The sequence below is a fragment of the Halomicrobium sp. IBSBa genome, assembly GCF_017612575.1.
In the GTDB taxonomy this organism is placed as follows: domain Archaea; phylum Halobacteriota; class Halobacteria; order Halobacteriales; family Haloarculaceae; genus Halomicrobium.
Genome location: NZ_JADPQC010000002.1, coordinates 367,085 through 383,224, shown reverse-complemented (window position 1 = coordinate 383,224; position 16,140 = coordinate 367,085). Strand labels below are relative to the sequence as shown.

Genomic DNA, 16,140 nt, shown 5'->3' with positions numbered 1-16,140 from the left:
GCCACGTTACGGCTACGTCGCCGGGTTACTCGGCGGTAACGGCGACGCAACGGAAACCCATATCAGCGGGCATCGCTATCCTCGCAGTATGACGAAGCGCCACGTCTCGCTGCCGCCGCTGGCCGAGGAGGGACTGCGCGCGTTCATCTCCGAGGTCGACGAGCGCCTCGCGAGCGACGAGGACACCTGCGACGTCGTCGAGGACGTACTCGTCGACCTCCACGGCGACCGGGAGGCCTACGAGCGATGGCAGTCGGGCGAGGACGTGTCGCCGGCCGAACGGGTCCGTCTGCAGGGGTACGACCCCTGTAACGCGACCCTGGAGAGCGAGTACTACGCGGAGAAAGACGAGGACGCGTTCACCGAGTCGAAGTACCTCCAGTGGCTCTGGCGGCAGTTCGACGCGACGCCGATGGCCGACAACGTCGAGTTCGCGCTGCGCTTTCGCCGGATGATCGCGGAGCACCTCTTCGAGGAAGTCGGCGACGGCTGTCGATTTTTCAAGGGGATCACGTTCACCTACGGCCACAACATCACCGTCGGTGACAACGTCGTGATCCACGACGACGTACACCTGGACGACCGCGGACGGTTGACGATCGGTGACCGCGTCTCCATCTCCGACGACGCCCACGTCTACACCCACGACCACGATTCGGTCGACCAGACCCACGTCGACAACTACCACACGATCGTCGAAGACGACGCTCGGGTCACCTACGACTCGATGGTCCGGGCCGGCGTCCGACTGGGCGAGAACTCGATTCTCGCGGCCAAGTCGTCGGTCAGTCGCGACGTGCCCGCCCACCACATCGCGGCCGGCACCCCCGCGGAGAGCGTCGCCATCAAGGACGGCTGGGAGTCCGTCGCCGACTCGCTCGACGGTGCCAACGTCGACCGGCGCGACCAGCGCAAACTCGACACGACGGTCCCCGACGACGTCACGCAGTTCGACGAGTTCGGTCGCGATCTGTCCCCGCCCGATCGGTGAGGAATCCGTTCGACGGGATCCGTCGAAATATCACTCCCGAGAACTCGGCGAAACAGCCAAGTTCCTCGGTACCGAATCACACGGTATGGACGTGGTGTTCTGGCTCGTCGCGTACGTCCTCGGGTTCGGGCTGGTGCAGTTGCTGCTCTACCGGTACTTCCAGCGTGACGATCCCGCGCCCGACACGACGCCGAGCAGAGTGGACACCGCCGCACCGGCGTCTGTCGACCCCGCTGCCGGTGGCGGTCGCTGTCGCGAGTGTGGCACGCACAACGAGGACGACCCGGCGTTCGTCTACTGCCGGCAGTGTGGAGCCCGTCTCCAGTGACCGACGAGGTCGGCCATCGTCGCTCCGACCGACGTGACCGTCGACGCCCGCGCCTTCGTTCGGTTCACGTCTGTGAGTTATCAGGCGTGAAAACGGAGCGAAAACACCTATTACGTGATTCGCTGTGACTAGCGGTATGCGACTCGAGAGTGGTGTGCCGGGATTCGACGAACTCGTGGAAGGTGGGTTGCTGGAGAATCGGCTCTACGTGATCAGCGGTCCGCCCGGGAGCGGCAAGACGACGTTCAGCGCACAGTTCATCACACAGGGAGCCAAGCGGGGCGAGGACTGCCTCTACGTGACGATGCACGAGACCAAAGAGGAGCTGATGCAGGACATGGCCGGCTACGACTTCGGCTTCGACCGCGCGATGCAGTCCGACGCGATCCAGTTTCTCAACCTCGTCACCGAGAGCGGCAAGCGGACGATCACCCAGTTCGGTTCCGAGGGCGGACTGACGAGTCGCCTCGTCGCCTTCATCGAGCAGAACAACGTCGAACGGGTCGTCGTCGACTCGACGATGTTGCTCCAGCACTTTCTGACGGACGTCTCCGAAGAGATCACCGGCTTTCTCTCGGCGCTGAAACAGACCGACGCGACCGTCTTGCTCATCTCCGAGATGACCGACCCCACGTCGTACTCCGACGAGCACTACCTCGCCCACGGCGTCGTCTTCTTCCACAACTTCCTCGACAGCGGAAGCATGACCCGCGGGCTTCAGGTCATCAAGATGCGGGGCACCGCCATCGACTGTGACATCCGCCGGATCAGCTTCTCCGACACCGGTCTCCGGGTCCACCCGAGCGAGAAAGTGGAATCATGAGCCTGTACCACGCCGAGTACGACGAGTGGGACGCCCTCGACAAGGACGAGGCCACCGAGCGGGCCTACGCCATCGGCGTCGCAGAGCGACTCGGCGAGTACAACCGCGAGGAACTGGAGGCCATCTACGACGAGATGGGGACCAACTACAACCGGAGCATGGTCGAACTCGCCTACCGAGAGGGCCGCCAGGAAGCCCGTGCGGCCGCCGAGTCGACGGACGCCGACGGCGACGCGGTCTGGGCCGACCTCGTCGAGGGCGAGACGATCCTCGTCGACCCCGACGAGCGCCCGACCGGCGGTCGCGACGGGCTCCCCTCGGCGCTCGATCCGACCGAACTCCTCGATCGGCAAGACGTCGACAGCACCGAGGCGCTCGATCTGCCGGACTTTCTCGATCGCTAACGCTCTTAGGAGCGCCGGACCGAACGGTTGGTGTCTTTCTGTGGGAGATACACCACGAGGTACGCGACGAAGAACACGCCCGTGACGCTGCCGAGCACGAGGTAGATCCGTACGTCCAGCGCGAGCAGCAGGGCCGCGATCTCGTCGGCGGTCGCGAGCGGATCGGCGAGCCCGTAGACGTGGACGTACGCGGCCAGCGACACCCCGACGACGAGTAGCAGGTCGAAGACGTCCCGTTCGTCCATCACCCGCATTCGGTGAGGCAGGTAGTTAGCTCTTGTTGCCGAGCTGGTCGGCCACGATCTCGTCGGCGGCGTCGACGAAGGCCTGCTCTTTGCCCGCCGGGACAGTCGCGCCGGCCGCGATGTCGTGGCCGCCGCCGTCGCCGCCGACCGAACGAGCCGCCTCGCGCATCACCGTCGAGAGGTCCAGGCCACGCCCCACGAGCGGGCCGGTGCCGCGCGAGGAGACTTTCGTCTCGTCGTCGTCCTTGCTGGCGAACGCGAGGATCGGCTTGTCGGCGTCCACGCCGGCCGTCCCCAGCGCCATGCCGGCGACGATACCGACGATCGTCTCGCGGATCGCCGAGCCCGCGTCGAACCACTGGACGTTGTCCTCGTGGGTCACGCCCCGCTCCTGGATCAGCGTCAGTCCCTCCGAGAGGTTCCGCCGGTGGTTCGAGAGCAGCGTCTGGGCGCGGTCGAGCGCGGCCTCGCGGTCGCCACGACACACCGCCAGGCCCACGTCGGCACGCTCGTAGCGGGCGGTCGCGTTCAGCAGCGTCGAGAACTCGCTGGCGTCGCGCAGCTCCGTCCCCGTCGGCTCCTCGGTCAGCGTGTACGTCGTCCCGATCAGCGTCTGGATGTCGTCGGCGGGCACGCCCCGCTCGACGGCCCGCTGGACCAGCGCGCTGGCGACGGTCTGGCGTTCGTCGTCGGTGAGGTCCGCCCACGTGCGCCACTCGCCGGACCGCTTCAGGTCGAGCCCGAGCGATTCGAGAAACCGGATCGCGCCGGCCTCGTCGTTGGAGATGCCGGGGATCGGGACCTCCGTGGCGTACTCCAGTAGCTTCGGCAGCGGGCGGGTCTGCTTGCCGTACAGCGTCAGGTCGGTCCCCTCTTCGAGGACGCCGGCCGCGACGCCCTCCTCGACGATGTCGGTGTTCGCGCCGACGAGTTCGCCGTCGACGGCCTGCATGTCGCCGACAGCGCCGACGACGGCCAGGCCGGCCAGATCCCGGTTCCCGTCGGGTGGCTCGGTCTCGCCGACCTCGGCCAGCGCCCGCGCGAGGACGTAGCTCGCGCCCGCACCCGACAGCTCCGAGGCCCCGTCGAGGCCGACGAGCAGCGGGTTCAGGTGAAACTCCGTCTCGGCAGCGCGGGACTCCGTTCCACTGGCAGACGGGCTCTGCCCGTCGACGACGGCCGGCTGGTGGTGGTCGGCGATCACGGGCTCGAAGTCGCCCGCTCGCTCGTGCTCGCTGATCACGTCGAGTTGCCCGCTGCCGAAGTCGGTAAACAGGACGGTGTCGTACTCGCGGGCGGCGATCGAGGCGATTTCGGTCTCGTCGAGTTGCTTCTTGAACACAACCTCGAAGGGGATCCCCGCCCGCTCCAGTGCCAGCGAGGCGACGGCGGCACTGGTCAGGCCGTCGGCGTCGATGTGTGACGCCAACAGTACGCGGTCCGCGCGACAGAGGCGCTGAGCGCACGCGGTCGCAGCGTCGTCGAGGTCGGGAACTGGTCCCATCGGCGCGAGGTTGGTCCCTGATCGGGTTTAAATCTCCGGTCCACTCCTCGCGAGAGACGACAGCGAGACGACCGCCGACCGTGGCGTGGGAGCCCCCTGGCCGTCGTCTGGCACGAGTGTCGCGTACTCGGAGCCGCGAACGGTTCCCGACGAGCGGCGAAAGAGTGGAGACGCTGGCCGACGAAGGGGGCGTATGGGTTTCGGAAAGCACCTCGTCAACGGAATCGTCTCACTGGTCGTCAGCGTCGGCGTCACGGTCGCATTGGCCGACGACGACGACGGACCGTGGGGACTGGGCGACATGGCGCTGGCAGTCGCCATCTCGTCGTTCCTCTCGGGCTTTTTCACCAGCTACTTCGCCGAGTAGTCGCGGGTAGGCGAGACGGTCGCGACGGGCCGTCTCGCGTCGGCTGTCTGTCCGTGACGAATAGTTGTAGCGGTGCCGGCCGACAGATTAGTCGTCGGCCGGGGCCGTCCCGTCGGAGTGGGTGCCGAGGGTCGGCTGTCCGACGACGTCCTGGTTCGCAGCGACCCAGCGCAACAGCAGGAAGGCGAAGAGGTACTTCGCGCCGATGTCCAGCGCCGAGTACCCCCACGACGTGAGCCCGACCGACTGGACCAGCGCCAGCCCTTCGATACCGACGGCCCAGATGATCGGGTAGCCGAGCCACAGGACCACCGTCAGGGCTCGCAGCGTCCCGAAGATCTCGTCGGTACCCGCCGCCGTCGCGCTCTGTGGCCACTCGACCAGGATGGCGTACAGCACGACGAGGAAGAAGGCACAGCTGACGAGGTAGAACGCCCACCGGAGCCCGTAGGAGGACGTGATCAGCGCCGCGGCCAGCCCGGTCACGCACATGCCGATATCGGCCGCGATCACGACGAACAGGTCACCGACGTCGACGTCCGCCAGGAGCCCCAGCGCCAGCAGGATCATCGGCGTCGACAGCGCCCACGTGAGGTAGCGCCCCCACTGGCTCATGACCTCCTCGCCGGCCAGTGCGTGTCCCGCCGGCATCTCGATGAATCCGACGGTGAGCCCCGAGAGCAGGCCGAGGTAACTGGAGATCGACACCAGCGGGATCAGCAGCGTCGCCCCCCAGATGAGCTTCGCCCGCGGGGCCTCGACGTTGCGTCCCATGTACACGAACAGCAGGATCGCCAGCCCGGCGAGGGCGACGTTCGCCCACAGCGACGAACTCAACAGTACGTCGTTCTCGATCGCCGTGACCGCCTCCGACTGTGTGGCCTGCAAGAGGGTGGTGGTTGCTGGCATGTGTGTATCAGTGTCGTCCGGCTGACTTAAGTAGGCGATACCAAACCGGCAGTATCGGGCGCGTATTTTTCCCGTTCGGGGATCGGAGCTACCCGTCGATGGCGACGAGGTGGTCCTCGTGTCTCCGGGAAGGGCAGCACACAGCGGACGGAGCCGTCGGCGACAACGCGGTGACGGACCACCACAAGACGTTTGCCGCTGGTAGCCGGGTTGTGTTTAGTTAAGCGTGGAAAGTGGGGCGGACGGATTTCTTGGTGTCCACGCCAGAAATCAGCCGCTTCAGCGGTGGTAAAGACTAGATCGATTTGGATTTTGTGGGGCGCGACGACACCTGAACCGGCGACGGCGCTGGGTATTCAATCGCACTGAGCAGGACTTTCACTGTCGAATACCGTCAATCTGCTCGCTCCTTTCGGTGTCCAACGAAGTCGGAAAGTCATCTATGACTGGGTTCAGAAGGCCGATCGACAGCCAGATTCTGGTCGGTCTCCGAATCAGGTCGCGCTGGACGAAACCATGATTCGGATCAACGACCGGCAATTCTGGCTGTACGCCGCCGCAGATCCCCCCACAAACGACTTGCTTCACGTCCGCGTCTTTGCGACGACGGCCACCGTTCTCACCGATATCTGTTCTCCGTGAACTGCAGCAAAAACACGACATCGAAGCTGCCATCTTCCTCGTCGACGACGCTCAACACCTCCAGACCCCACTCCAACGATCAGGACTCCGGTTTCCAGATATCTCGCCACGGAAATCGGAATGCTGACGAACGAATCTTCCCAGAGCTGAAGCCCCGTATCTCGTCCTTTTCGAACTGCTTTAGCCACGTTGAACAAGAAACAGCCGAAAATTGGCTCGGGGCCTTCGCCAACTGGCACAATGCTCCAAACTAAACACTACCGCGCTCGTTGTCCAAACGTCTTGATCGGCCGTTTCTAACGTTTCTCTGAGCAGGTCTGCGAGTTCCATGATCAGTTCTCGCTACGGCCTGCTCATTCCTCAAACCCTCAACTAGGCAGTGCCAAAAAGCTCATCCAACTGTGAAATTACATGAAAAACATGAGCAAGACTGAATCCAGATCGTTCGGCGGAGGGTCAATTAAACCGCCGCTTCAGGTTGGCCTCCTTTTGGGACTGGCCCTTGGGATCATCCGCCGAGCATTTCTTTTCGATCTCAAAACGGTTGGGATAGCTGCGGTTATTTTTGGTGTAATTCTCTATCAATTCGGGGACGATGACCAGTTTGCCGTTAGTCAAGCAATGATATTCACTGGAGGTTTTGGTATAATATCACATAATCTACTTATTCTTATTTTGAGCTAAACGAACTCGGCGCGGATAGGTGGGACGTCGCCGCCCCGATCACCGACAAGACCGGCGAGACGGTCAGTCTCCTGCTCCAGCGCGAGATGTAGGGACGACCCCGGCCGGGCGTCTCGGCGTGTCCCGCCGAAGGGGTCACACACAACCGATTGTCCTTTAGTCCCGGCGTCGCTGTAGTCGGGTATGGACCGCTTCGCCCCCGTCGACGACCAGTACGACCCCGCCGCAGTCGAAGAGCGGGTCTTCGAGTACTGGGACAATGTCGACGCCTACGAGAAGACAGTGGAGCACCGGGCCGACGGCGAGGACTTCTTCTTCGTCGACGGACCGCCCTACACCTCGGGCTCGGCCCACATGGGCCACGCCTGGAACAAGAGCCTCAAAGACGTGTACATCCGCTACAAGCGGATGTGTGGCTACGACGTGACCGACCGGCCGGGCTACGACATGCACGGCCTGCCCATCGAGACCAAAGTCGAGGAGGAGAAAGACTTCCGGAACAAGAAAGACATCGAGGCGTTCGGCGTCGAGAACTTCGTCGACGCCTGCCGGGAGTTCGCCGAGAACAGCCTCGAAGGCCTGCAAGAGGACTTCAAGTCGTTCGGCGTCTGGATGGACTGGGACGATCCCTACCGGACGGTCGAACCCGAGTACATGGAAGCCGCCTGGTGGGGCTTCGCCAGCGCTCACGAGCGCGATCTCGTCGAGCAGGGCCAGCGCTCGATCACCCAGTGTCCCCGCTGTGAGACCGCCATCGCCAACAACGAGGTCGAGTACGAGGACGTGGAGGACCCGTCGATCTACGTGAAGTTCGACCTCGCCGACCGGGAGGGGAACCTGGTCGTCTGGACGACGACGCCGTGGACGATCCCGGCCAACACCTTCGTCGCGGTCGACGGCGAGGGGAGTTACGTCGGCGTCGAGGCGACACAGAACGGCGAGACCGAACTGCTGTACGTCGCCGAGCCGAAAGTCGACGAGGTGCTCCGGGCGGGTCGGTACGACGACTACGAGATCGTCGAGGAGCTGAGCGGCGAGGAGCTGCTCGGCTGGGAGTACGACCACCCGCTTCGCGAGGAAGTGCCCGACGCACCCGACGGCGAGGGTGCGGGACAGGTGTACGAAGCGCCGTACGTCGACACCGAGGGCGAGGGGACCGGGCTGGTCCACTCTGCACCGGGCCACGGCGAGGAGGACTTCGAGCGCGGGCGCGAACTCGGGCTGGAGATCTTCTGTCCCGTCGGTCCCGACGGCGTCTACGACGAGGCCGCCGGCACGTACGAAGGTCAGTTCGTCAAAGACGCCGACGAGCAGATCATCGACGACCTCGAAGCCCGCGGCCGGATGCTGGCCGCCGAGACGACGACACACAGCTACGGCCACTGCTGGCGCTGTGACACGGGCATCGTCCAGATCGTCACCGACCAGTGGTTCATCACGATCACGGACATCAAAGACGACCTGCTGGACAACATCGACGACTCGGAGTGGTACCCCCACGAGGCCCGCGAGAACCGGTTCCGGAACTTCGTCGAGGAGGCCCCCGACTGGAACGTCTCCCGCCAGCGCTACTGGGGGACGCCCGTCCCGATCTGGCTGCCCAGCGAGGACGCCGACGGCGAGCCCGTCGAGTGGAGCGGCGACATGGACGACGCCATCGTCGTCGGCGACCGCGAGCAACTGGCCGAGCGCGTCGACCAGGAGATCGACCCCGAGACCGTCGACCTCCACAAGGACACCGTCGACGACCTGACGATCACCGAAGACGGGATCACCTACGAGCGGGTGCCGGACGTGTTCGACGTGTGGCTCGACTCCGCCGTCGCGACGTGGGGGACGATCGACTACCCCTCCGAGAGCGAGGCCTTCGACGAGCTGTGGCCCGCCGACCTCATCATCGAGGCCCACGACCAGACCCGCGGGTGGTTCTGGTCCCAGCTCGGGATAGGGACGGCGGCGGTCGGCGCGAGTCCCTACGAGCGCGTCGTGATGCACGGCCACGCGCTGATGCCCGACGGGCGCGCGATGAGCAAGTCCAAGGACATCCGCGTCGATCCCGGCGAGGTCATCGACGACTACGGCGCGGACCCGATGCGAGCATTCCTCCTGTCGCTCGCGGCCCGCGGAGAGGACATGAACTTCTCGTACGACGGGACCCAGGAGATGCAGCGACGGCTCAACATCCTCTGGAACGTCTTTCGCTTCCCGCTGCCGTACATGCGGATGGACGGGTTCGACCCGGAGGCGACGACCGTCGACGACCTGACGCTGGACCTGGCCGACGAGTGGGTGCTCTCGCGGCTCCAGACGGTCGAGGCCGAAGCGACGGAGGCGATGGAGGAGTTCCGGCAGGACGACGCCATCGAGGGCGTCCTCGAGTTCGTCGTCGAAGACGTGTCCCGCTACTACGTCCAGCTGGTCCGCGAGCGCATGTGGGAAGAGGACGACAGCGAGTCCAAGCGAGCCGCCTACGCGACGCTGTACCGCGTGCTCCGCGAGGTCGTCGCGCTGCTGGCACCGTTCACGCCGTTCGTCGCCGAGGAGATCTACGGCACGCTCACCGGCGAGACCGGGCATCCGACGGTCCACATGTGCGACTGGCCGACGGCCGACGACGACCTGCGAGATCCCACCCTCGAAGACGAGGTCGCCGTCGCCCGCGCCGTCGAGGAGGCCGGCTCGAACGCCCGCCAGCAGGCCGAGCGCAAGCTCCGCTGGCCGGTCACGCGCGTCGTGATCGACACCGACAGCGACGACGTGACCGATGCCATCGAGGCCCACACCGACCTCGTCGCCGACCGGCTCAACGCCCGCACCGTCGAAATCGTCGGCGGCGGCGACGCCTGGGGCGAACTGGCCTACTCCGCAGAAGCCGACATGAGCGAACTCGGCCCGGCGTTCGGCGACGACGCCGGCCGCGTGATGAACGCACTCAACGAGGCCCGCGTCGAGGAGGCCAGCCTCGAAACGCTGGAAGCAGCCGTCTCGGACGCGCTCGGCGAGTCGATCGAGCTCACCGACGAGATGGTGTCGTTCCGCCGCGAGACTCCGGAAGGCGTCGCGAGCACCGACTTCGAGGCACTGAGCGGCCACGGCGTCGTCTACGTCGACACCACGCTGACCGAGGACATCGAGAGCGAGGGGTACGCACGCGAGGTCATCCGCCGCGTCCAGGAGATGCGCAAGGACCTGGAACTGGACCTCGAAGAGCGGATCCGGCTGGATCTGGCAGTGGCCGACGACCGCATCGACGACCTCGTCCGGGAACACGAGACGCTCATCGCCGAGGAAGTTCGTGCCGACGAGTTCGCGACCGTCGACGACGGTCACCGCAAGACCTGGGACGTCGAAGGCGTCGAGATGGAAATCGCAATCGAGGCAATCGCCGCGGCCGACGCGAGCGACTAGCACAGCACCCGACCACCGAGAGCGTGCTGCTTTTTCGCCCACGTTTTTGCGCGAGTGGTTCGAGAGCAAAGCGAGCGAACCCGAAGCGGAAAAAGGTGGATGCGAGATCACAATCGAGGCAATCGCCGCGGCCGACGCAAGCGACTAGCACAGCACGCGACCACCGGGAGCGTGCTGCTTTCGTCGCCGCCTGCGAAGACGAACGACTCGGAGAGTTAGCGGCGGCCCAGAGGAGGGATCGGTCGGAACGTGGTGGAGGGGAGGCGTCAGCGGTTGCGAGCGGCTATGGGGGCGTCGACCGATCGTCGGTCGCGATACGCAGGGAGTAGGCGATCAAGAGGAGTCCGCCAAACTGGAGCAGGCGGACGATCAGCCGGAACACGTTCTGGTAGCGGATCGGAGCGATGCGGAACATGAAGAGTCCCTGTCCAGCCACCGCCAAGACGTACGTCACGCCGAAGAGCAGGATCATCCCGATCGAGAGGTACCGCATGGAGGGGTCGTCGTTGCGTCGGAGCCCGCGATAGGCCTGGCCGCCGATGTAGAGGCCAACGAGGGCAGAGCCGGTCGCTGCCACCCCGGCAGCGAGGCCGACAATACCGAAGAGGTCGGTGAGCGCGCTGAAGAGGTCCATCTCAGAGTTTTCCCCACATACGCGAGAGTTCGTCGGCCGGATCGCTCTCTGCCCGGTCGATCGTCCAGTCCAGTTCGCCGTCGCGGATCGTCAGCTCGAACCGATCGAGCGTCGAGACGTACACCGTCTCGTGGTGGCCGTCGCGGCGCGGTCGCGTTCGCTCGATAAGCAGATCACAGTCACAGAGTTCGTCGACCCGTCGATAGATCGACGACACCGAGAGATCGCAGCGCTCGCCGAGTTCCTTGGCCGACAGCGGTTCCCCACTCGTCGCGACGAGGATCGACCGAACGTGCTCGTCGTCCAGCAGAGCGACGATGTCGGCAACGTCTGGGTCCTCGTCCACAGCGTCGTCTGACATACGTGGAACAAGTATCTTGTCCTCGGCTGTCCGAGGGCGTGCCGCTTGCGAGGGTGTGAGACGTGGCGCGATCGTGGCGCTCATCGGTCGTCCTCCAGTGGCAGCGTGAATAGCATTCGGAAGCTAACGTCGTCTTGCGGACCGTACACCACGCTGATTCCCTCTGCGGTGGGCTCGTCGCTCAGGTCGACGGTCGTCTCGTCACCGGCACTCACGGTGTGCTGGTCCGGCCAGAGCGGTTTCTTCTCGACCTCTCCCCTGTCCTCGGGCGTGTCGATGTCGTAGCAGATCAGATCCGAATCGGCCGACTCACCGGCCTCGTGACGAAGGGTGACGGTTCGAGTCGCGGCATCGAAGCGTCCACCCCACGTGATCTGAGGCGGGTCGTCCATCGGATCACGCTCGCCACCCGGCCGGGTCGGTACCCGAGCAGTGACCGTCGTGAAGTGGCCGTCGTCCTTGATATCGATAGTTTTTGCCTCCTTCGTGAGTTCGTGTTGCTGCTGTTCGAGGGCACGCTGCATCTGATCTTCGGAGCCTGTGCTGGCGTTTTCGTACCATTCGATCAACAGCTGGTAGGCGACACCGTCGTCGATCCGAAACGCGTCGGCACCGAGTTCGGCGATGCCGGAGTTGAGTCCCGGATGGGTGCCGCCGATGTACAGCAGTCGGCTCGCGCCGACCGCGTCGGTGACCGCCGCGAACGCCTCACTCGCTTCGTGGTACTGGCGACTGTGGCCGTGTCCGGCTTCGATCGTCGCCTCGATGTCGGGGTCGTCGTGTCTGTACGCACTCGCCCACACGATGACACCGTCGCGTATTGCAGCCCGTCTGCGCACGTCCGAACGGGCGTACACGTCGTAGCCGCGATACGAGCCGTCCGGCTCGTAGCCGGTGTCCGCGAGCGTCGACGCCACGTCGTCGGCCGTGAAATCCGCCTCGATCACCGTGGCGAGGTTCGTAGTCGTGAGGCTGTCGTAGTTCTCGTAGCCGATCCCGAAGTGGTCCAGTTCCATCTTGAGGAACCCTCGTCTGGCGACGAACTCCTCTGGAACGGGGCCGTCGAATGGACCGGGTTCGGCGTAGGTGACGATCCAGCCCTCGTCGGTTTCGCTACCCCGCTCTGCTGGGACCCAGCGACGGTACTTCGGTGGACCGGCGTCGGGAACATCGACGTTTCCGTACCGGAGCTTGCTGCTGAGCGGTGGTAAGTTGCCAGTGCAACCACTCAGAGCAGTAGACACACCGATCGCAACAGCCGTCGCGCCGCGGTGGAGAAACGAGCGACGCGTCGACCGGGAGGAGTCGTCTAGTGGAACCATCGTGGTACGTAATCGATGACAGCCGGTCACCTTTATACCGGGTCGTCGACCGCGCGCCGGCAAGCATCGGCGAAGGATTTATACGCCGTCTGAGAAGCAGCCCGAACGTATCGGACGATCCGTCCTCACGCTCGAACCGTCACCGTCCGCTCTCGTGGCCCGTCACACTCCACGAGCAACACGGACTGCCAGGTCCCGAGCGAGAGGTCGCCGTCGTCGACCGGAACGGTCTCGCCCGGTCCGAGCAGCAGCGTCCGCAGGTGGGCGTCGGCGTTGCCGTCGAGTCGATCGTGGTCCCACCCGTCGTCGGGCACGAGATCGGTCAGCATCGACTCGAAGTCACCGAGCAGGCGAGACTCCGCCTCGTTGACGGCGACGCCGGCCGTCGTGTGTCGCACGAAGATCGTCGCGGTTCCGTTCGCGTCGGCGGGCAGCGCCGACTCGACTCGTTCGGTCACGTCGACGGCCTGACAGCGACGGTCCGTCTCGACTGTGAACGTCGGCATATCCGTGACGTGGACGGCAGGGACCGTGAACCGGTCGATATCTGCGAGCGACCGTCGCGAGCACCGACGGGCGAGTGGCGAACTTTGATTTGGTCGCCGGACGCACGGGAGAGTATGAGCGAGGACTGCATCTTCTGTTCGATCGTCGAGGGCGACATCCCCGGCCGAATCGTCCACGAGACCGACGACGCCGTCGCGTTCCTCGACGCGAACCCGCTGGCTCGCGGCCACACGCTCGTGATTCCCAAAAACCATCACGAGCGCCTCGACGACGTGCCGGCCGCGGAAGCGACGGGCCTGTACAGCGCGCTTCACGAGGTCGTCCCGGCCGTCGAGGCCGCCGTCGACGCACCGGCCACGACAGTCGCCTTCAACAACGGCGAGGACGCCGGCCAGGAGGTCCCCCACGTCCACGCCCACGTCGTCCCCCGCTTCGAGGGCGACGGCGGCGGTCCGATCCACGCGATGTTCGGCTCCCGGCCCGACCTCTCAGACGAGGAACTCGACGAGATCGAAGCGGCGATCGAGCCGTAGCCTGAGTCCGGCTCTTTTTATCCTGTGGCGAGCGACCGAAGATTACGATGGCAGACACGCTCGCGTTCGTCGGCGTCGCTGGCGGCGTCGGCACGACACGCACCGTCGTCGAGACCGCGGCGACGCTGGCGCGGGACGGCCACTCGGTCGCCGTCCTCGACGCCGCGCTCGGCACACAGGGACTGTCGACCTACGTCGAGGGGCGACTGGACCCCGATCTCACGGCGGTCCTGGTCGAGGAGACCGGCTTCTCGGAAGCGGCCATTCCGGGGTGGCCCGAACTGGACGGCGAGGTGGCACTGTACCCCGCTCACGCACCGTTCGAGCGACTCGCACGCGCCAAGACGGTCGACGCGGCACAGCGACTGGAGACGTGTATCGACCACGCCGCGGGACAGTACGACCACGTGTTGCTGGACGTGCCCCCGGTGGCCGACAACCAGGCCGTCGCAGCGGTCCGGGGGGCCGATCAGCGAGCGCTCGTCGCACCGGCGACGCGGCGCGGCAACGACCACCTGCCCCGGATGCGCGGGCGACTCGTCGACCTTGGATTCGACGCCGACGCGGTGGTCGGGACGTTCGCCGACGGCGAGACAGCGCTGTCGGCGGACTACGAGCTTCCCGCCGCCGAACGTGGCGTGACGGAGCCGACCGCGATCGATCCCGACACCGAGTTCGCACCCGCCGTCGCGACCATGACCGAAGCGCTGTGTCGCTGTTCGCTCGATCTCGACTTCCCAGAGGAGGGACTGCTGAGCTGACACCGCTGGCTCGCCCGCGGTGTCGAATCGCGACCGGCAATCGGACGGCGGTGACAACCACAGCTTCGTACGGGTGACTGTCTGTCCCGGATCGACCACACGAGAGTGTCCATTCAGCCGGGAAAACGACGACAACGATCCGCCTCAGAGCAGATCCGACGGCTGTTCGACGGCGTCGCCAAGCGACGCCTGTCGGTCGGTCCCCTGCCCGTCTGTCAGCGCGCCTTCGAGCGCTTCGCGTGCGTCGGCGATCGGTTCGTGCGTGGCGACGTACGTCGCCAGCGCGAACTCGCGTTCGCTCGCGCCGGTGAGTGCGACCGCCTCGCTGCGGGCGAGATCGCCCGAGAGCCAGTCGTCGAGCACGTCGCGCTGGCGCGGGCTGAGCGGACAGACGTGTTCGCCACACAGGTGGAGCGTCTTGGCTGCCGTAAGCGGTGTGAGTCCCGCCGCCCGCCCGGCGTCACCGACGCTCTCGCCCGCGGCGTAGGCCTCGACCATCGTCGCCGCCCGCTCGGGATCACAGGGGAGCCGAGTCGCGACGCCGTCGAGGCGTTCCGCGAGCGTCCCCGCCGTTCGATCGACCGACGCCACGCCGTGCTGGCGCTGGGTGGCGGTCACCTCGATGCCGGCCGCGATCTCGGAGAGACCCATTACCATCACATCACCCCTCTCGTAATTTAAACCCATTGAACGTCGAAAGCCATCGCTGGTCGAGGGCGAGTTCGACCGGCTCTACGGGCGCATTACCTACCGGTTACCGGTCGGTAAAATTCGCTCGAAACCGCCGATCACCGTCCGAACGACCCGGTTTTAAATATTCCATCCGGACGAATCTCGAAATAGAATGAGCCAAACGGCACAGCGATGTCCGGAGTGTGACGGCGCGATCGACGCATCGACACGCGAAGCAGTGTGTACCCAGTGTGGCCTCGTCGTCGACGAGGACCAGCTCGACCGCGGCCCCGAGTGGCGGTCGTTCGAGGACGACGGAGAGCAGAAGGCACGCACCGGCGCGCCTCTGACCCGCTCGCGCCACGACCGCGGGCTCTCGACGGAGATCGGACGGTCGACTCGTCTCAAGGGTCGCAAGCGCCGCCAGATGGCGCGCCTCCGTCGAGAGCACAGCCGCGCCCAGACCGGCTCGAAGCGCGACCGGAACCAGCGCATCGGTTTCATCGAGATCCGGCGGCTGGTGAGTCGGCTCGACCTCTCGTCGACGATTCGGGATCGGGCCTGTGTCCTCTTCGAGTCCGCACAGGAGGCCGATCTCCTGGTGGGACGGTCGATCGAAGGGTTCGCGGCCGCGGCGGTGTACGCGACCTGTCGCACGAGCGAGATCGCACGGACCGTCGAGGAGGTCGTCGCCGACGCTCAGGCCAGCACCGGCGAGTTACGGGTCGCCTACGACGCGATCAACCGCGAGCTGGGACTGCCGACGGGTCCGATCGATCCGCGCGAGTATCTCCCGCGGTTCGCAAGCGAGCTCGACGTTCCCCACGAGATCGAACGCCGAGCGACGGCACTGGCCGACCTGGCAGCAGAGCGAAATCTGATCGCGGGCAAGAACCCCGGTGGCGTCGCCGCCGCGTGTCTCTACACCGCCGCCCGAGAGGCGGACTACGAGCTGACACAGGCTCGGGCGGCCGCCGTCGCAGACGTGAGTCCGGTGACGCTGCGGTCGACGTATCAGGCCCTCGAAGACTGACGGTCGGCGACA

18 protein-coding genes and 1 pseudogene are annotated in these 16,140 nt (G+C 65.6%); 11 read left to right on the top strand and 8 right to left on the bottom strand.

The window, feature by feature from the left end:
• Positions 1 to 88: 88 nt before the first annotated feature.
• The 4 genes from IL252_RS08645 to IL252_RS08630 all read left to right on the top strand — a co-directional run bounded on the left by IL252_RS08645 (position 89) and on the right by IL252_RS08630 (position 2,546).
• On the top strand, positions 89 to 991 hold the full coding sequence (locus IL252_RS08645; protein WP_208627660.1) for an acyltransferase: 903 nt from the start codon (positions 89 to 91) through the stop codon (positions 989 to 991).
• 85 nt (positions 992 to 1,076) lie between these two features.
• Positions 1,077 to 1,319, top strand: coding sequence for a hypothetical protein (locus IL252_RS08640; RefSeq protein WP_170093267.1), 243 nt, complete (start codon positions 1,077 to 1,079; stop codon positions 1,317 to 1,319).
• 136 nt (positions 1,320 to 1,455) lie between these two features.
• Positions 1,456 to 2,142, top strand: coding sequence for an ATPase domain-containing protein (locus tag IL252_RS08635; RefSeq protein WP_015762035.1), 687 nt, complete (start codon positions 1,456 to 1,458; stop codon positions 2,140 to 2,142).
• Positions 2,139 to 2,546, top strand: a complete 408-nt coding sequence (locus tag IL252_RS08630) for a hypothetical protein (RefSeq protein WP_170093266.1) — start codon at positions 2,139 to 2,141, stop codon at positions 2,544 to 2,546. Before IL252_RS08635 ends, IL252_RS08630 begins: the two co-directional genes overlap by 4 nt.
• 5 nt (positions 2,547 to 2,551) lie before the next feature.
• On the opposite strand, the gene IL252_RS08625 is transcribed toward IL252_RS08630, so the two are convergent.
• Positions 2,552 to 2,791, bottom strand: coding sequence for a hypothetical protein (locus IL252_RS08625; protein WP_153552145.1), 240 nt, complete (start codon positions 2,789 to 2,791; stop codon positions 2,552 to 2,554).
• Positions 2,792 to 2,816: 25 nt separating this feature from the next.
• Positions 2,817 to 4,295: a DHH family phosphoesterase gene (locus IL252_RS08620; protein WP_208627659.1), complete on the bottom strand. Its 1,479-nt coding sequence runs from the start codon at positions 4,293 to 4,295 to the stop codon at positions 2,817 to 2,819.
• A 193-nt stretch (positions 4,296 to 4,488) separates the two neighbouring features.
• Between IL252_RS08620 and IL252_RS08615 the strand changes: the two genes are divergently transcribed.
• Positions 4,489 to 4,662 carry a hypothetical protein gene (locus tag IL252_RS08615; RefSeq protein WP_170093264.1) on the top strand — a complete coding sequence of 58 codons (174 nt, stop codon included), beginning with the start codon at positions 4,489 to 4,491 and terminating at the stop codon, positions 4,660 to 4,662.
• Positions 4,663 to 4,749: 87 nt separating this feature from the next.
• Here the strand turns inward: IL252_RS08615 and IL252_RS08610 are convergent, their stop codons facing one another.
• A complete protein-coding gene (locus tag IL252_RS08610) occupies positions 4,750 to 5,571 on the bottom strand; it encodes a bacteriorhodopsin (RefSeq protein ID WP_208627658.1) in 822 nt (273 codons plus the stop codon).
• Positions 5,572 to 5,870: 299 nt separating this feature from the next.
• Here IL252_RS08610 and IL252_RS08605 point away from each other — a divergent pair.
• The 3 genes and pseudogenes from IL252_RS08605 (at position 5,871) to ileS (ending at position 10,305) form a co-directional block, all read left to right on the top strand.
• Positions 5,871 to 6,467, top strand: a pseudogene (locus IL252_RS08605) (IS6 family transposase).
• A 166-nt stretch (positions 6,468 to 6,633) separates the two neighbouring features.
• The gene (locus IL252_RS08600) at positions 6,634 to 6,897 is read left to right on the top strand and encodes a hypothetical protein (protein ID WP_208627657.1); all 264 of its coding nucleotides are present in this window, start codon (positions 6,634 to 6,636) and stop codon (positions 6,895 to 6,897) included.
• Between the two features lie 183 nt (positions 6,898 to 7,080).
• Entirely contained in the window at positions 7,081 to 10,305 is a 3,225-nt protein-coding gene (gene ileS / locus IL252_RS08595; RefSeq protein ID WP_208627656.1) for an isoleucine--tRNA ligase, read from the top strand.
• A 283-nt stretch (positions 10,306 to 10,588) separates the two neighbouring features.
• Here ileS and IL252_RS08590 read toward each other — a convergent pair whose 3' ends face one another.
• The 4 genes from IL252_RS08590 to IL252_RS08575 form a co-directional block, all read right to left on the bottom strand.
• Positions 10,589 to 10,939, bottom strand: a complete 351-nt coding sequence (locus IL252_RS08590) for a hypothetical protein (RefSeq protein ID WP_004061491.1) — start codon at positions 10,937 to 10,939, stop codon at positions 10,589 to 10,591.
• A 1-nt stretch (position 10,940) separates the two neighbouring features.
• Positions 10,941 to 11,300 carry a winged helix-turn-helix domain-containing protein gene (locus tag IL252_RS08585; RefSeq protein ID WP_208627655.1) on the bottom strand — a complete coding sequence of 120 codons (360 nt, stop codon included), beginning with the start codon at positions 11,298 to 11,300 and terminating at the stop codon, positions 10,941 to 10,943.
• Positions 11,301 to 11,380: 80 nt separating this feature from the next.
• Positions 11,381 to 12,544, bottom strand: coding sequence for a hypothetical protein (locus IL252_RS08580; RefSeq protein WP_244256976.1), 1,164 nt, complete (start codon positions 12,542 to 12,544; stop codon positions 11,381 to 11,383).
• A 203-nt stretch (positions 12,545 to 12,747) separates the two neighbouring features.
• The gene (locus IL252_RS08575; RefSeq protein ID WP_170093258.1) at positions 12,748 to 13,128 is read right to left on the bottom strand and encodes a secondary thiamine-phosphate synthase enzyme YjbQ; all 381 of its coding nucleotides are present in this window, start codon (positions 13,126 to 13,128) and stop codon (positions 12,748 to 12,750) included.
• A gap of 114 nt (positions 13,129 to 13,242) precedes the next feature.
• Here IL252_RS08575 and IL252_RS08570 point away from each other — a divergent pair, with 114 nt between their 5' ends.
• Complete coding sequence (locus IL252_RS08570; protein WP_153552151.1) at positions 13,243 to 13,662, top strand: HIT family protein; 420 nt, start codon at positions 13,243 to 13,245, stop codon at positions 13,660 to 13,662.
• Positions 13,663 to 13,709: 47 nt separating this feature from the next.
• Positions 13,710 to 14,423, top strand: coding sequence for a ParA family protein (locus IL252_RS08565; protein ID WP_208627653.1), 714 nt, complete (start codon positions 13,710 to 13,712; stop codon positions 14,421 to 14,423).
• A 144-nt stretch (positions 14,424 to 14,567) separates the two neighbouring features.
• Here IL252_RS08565 and IL252_RS08560 read toward each other — a convergent pair whose 3' ends face one another.
• The gene (locus tag IL252_RS08560; protein WP_208627652.1) at positions 14,568 to 15,074 is read right to left on the bottom strand and encodes a hypothetical protein; all 507 of its coding nucleotides are present in this window, start codon (positions 15,072 to 15,074) and stop codon (positions 14,568 to 14,570) included.
• Between the two features lie 193 nt (positions 15,075 to 15,267).
• Between IL252_RS08560 and IL252_RS08555 the strand changes: the two genes are divergently transcribed.
• Positions 15,268 to 16,128 (top strand): transcription initiation factor IIB family protein, encoded by an 861-nt coding sequence (locus IL252_RS08555; RefSeq protein ID WP_208627651.1) that lies wholly within the window; start codon positions 15,268 to 15,270, stop codon positions 16,126 to 16,128.
• The last annotated feature ends 12 nt before the right edge of the window (positions 16,129 to 16,140 follow it).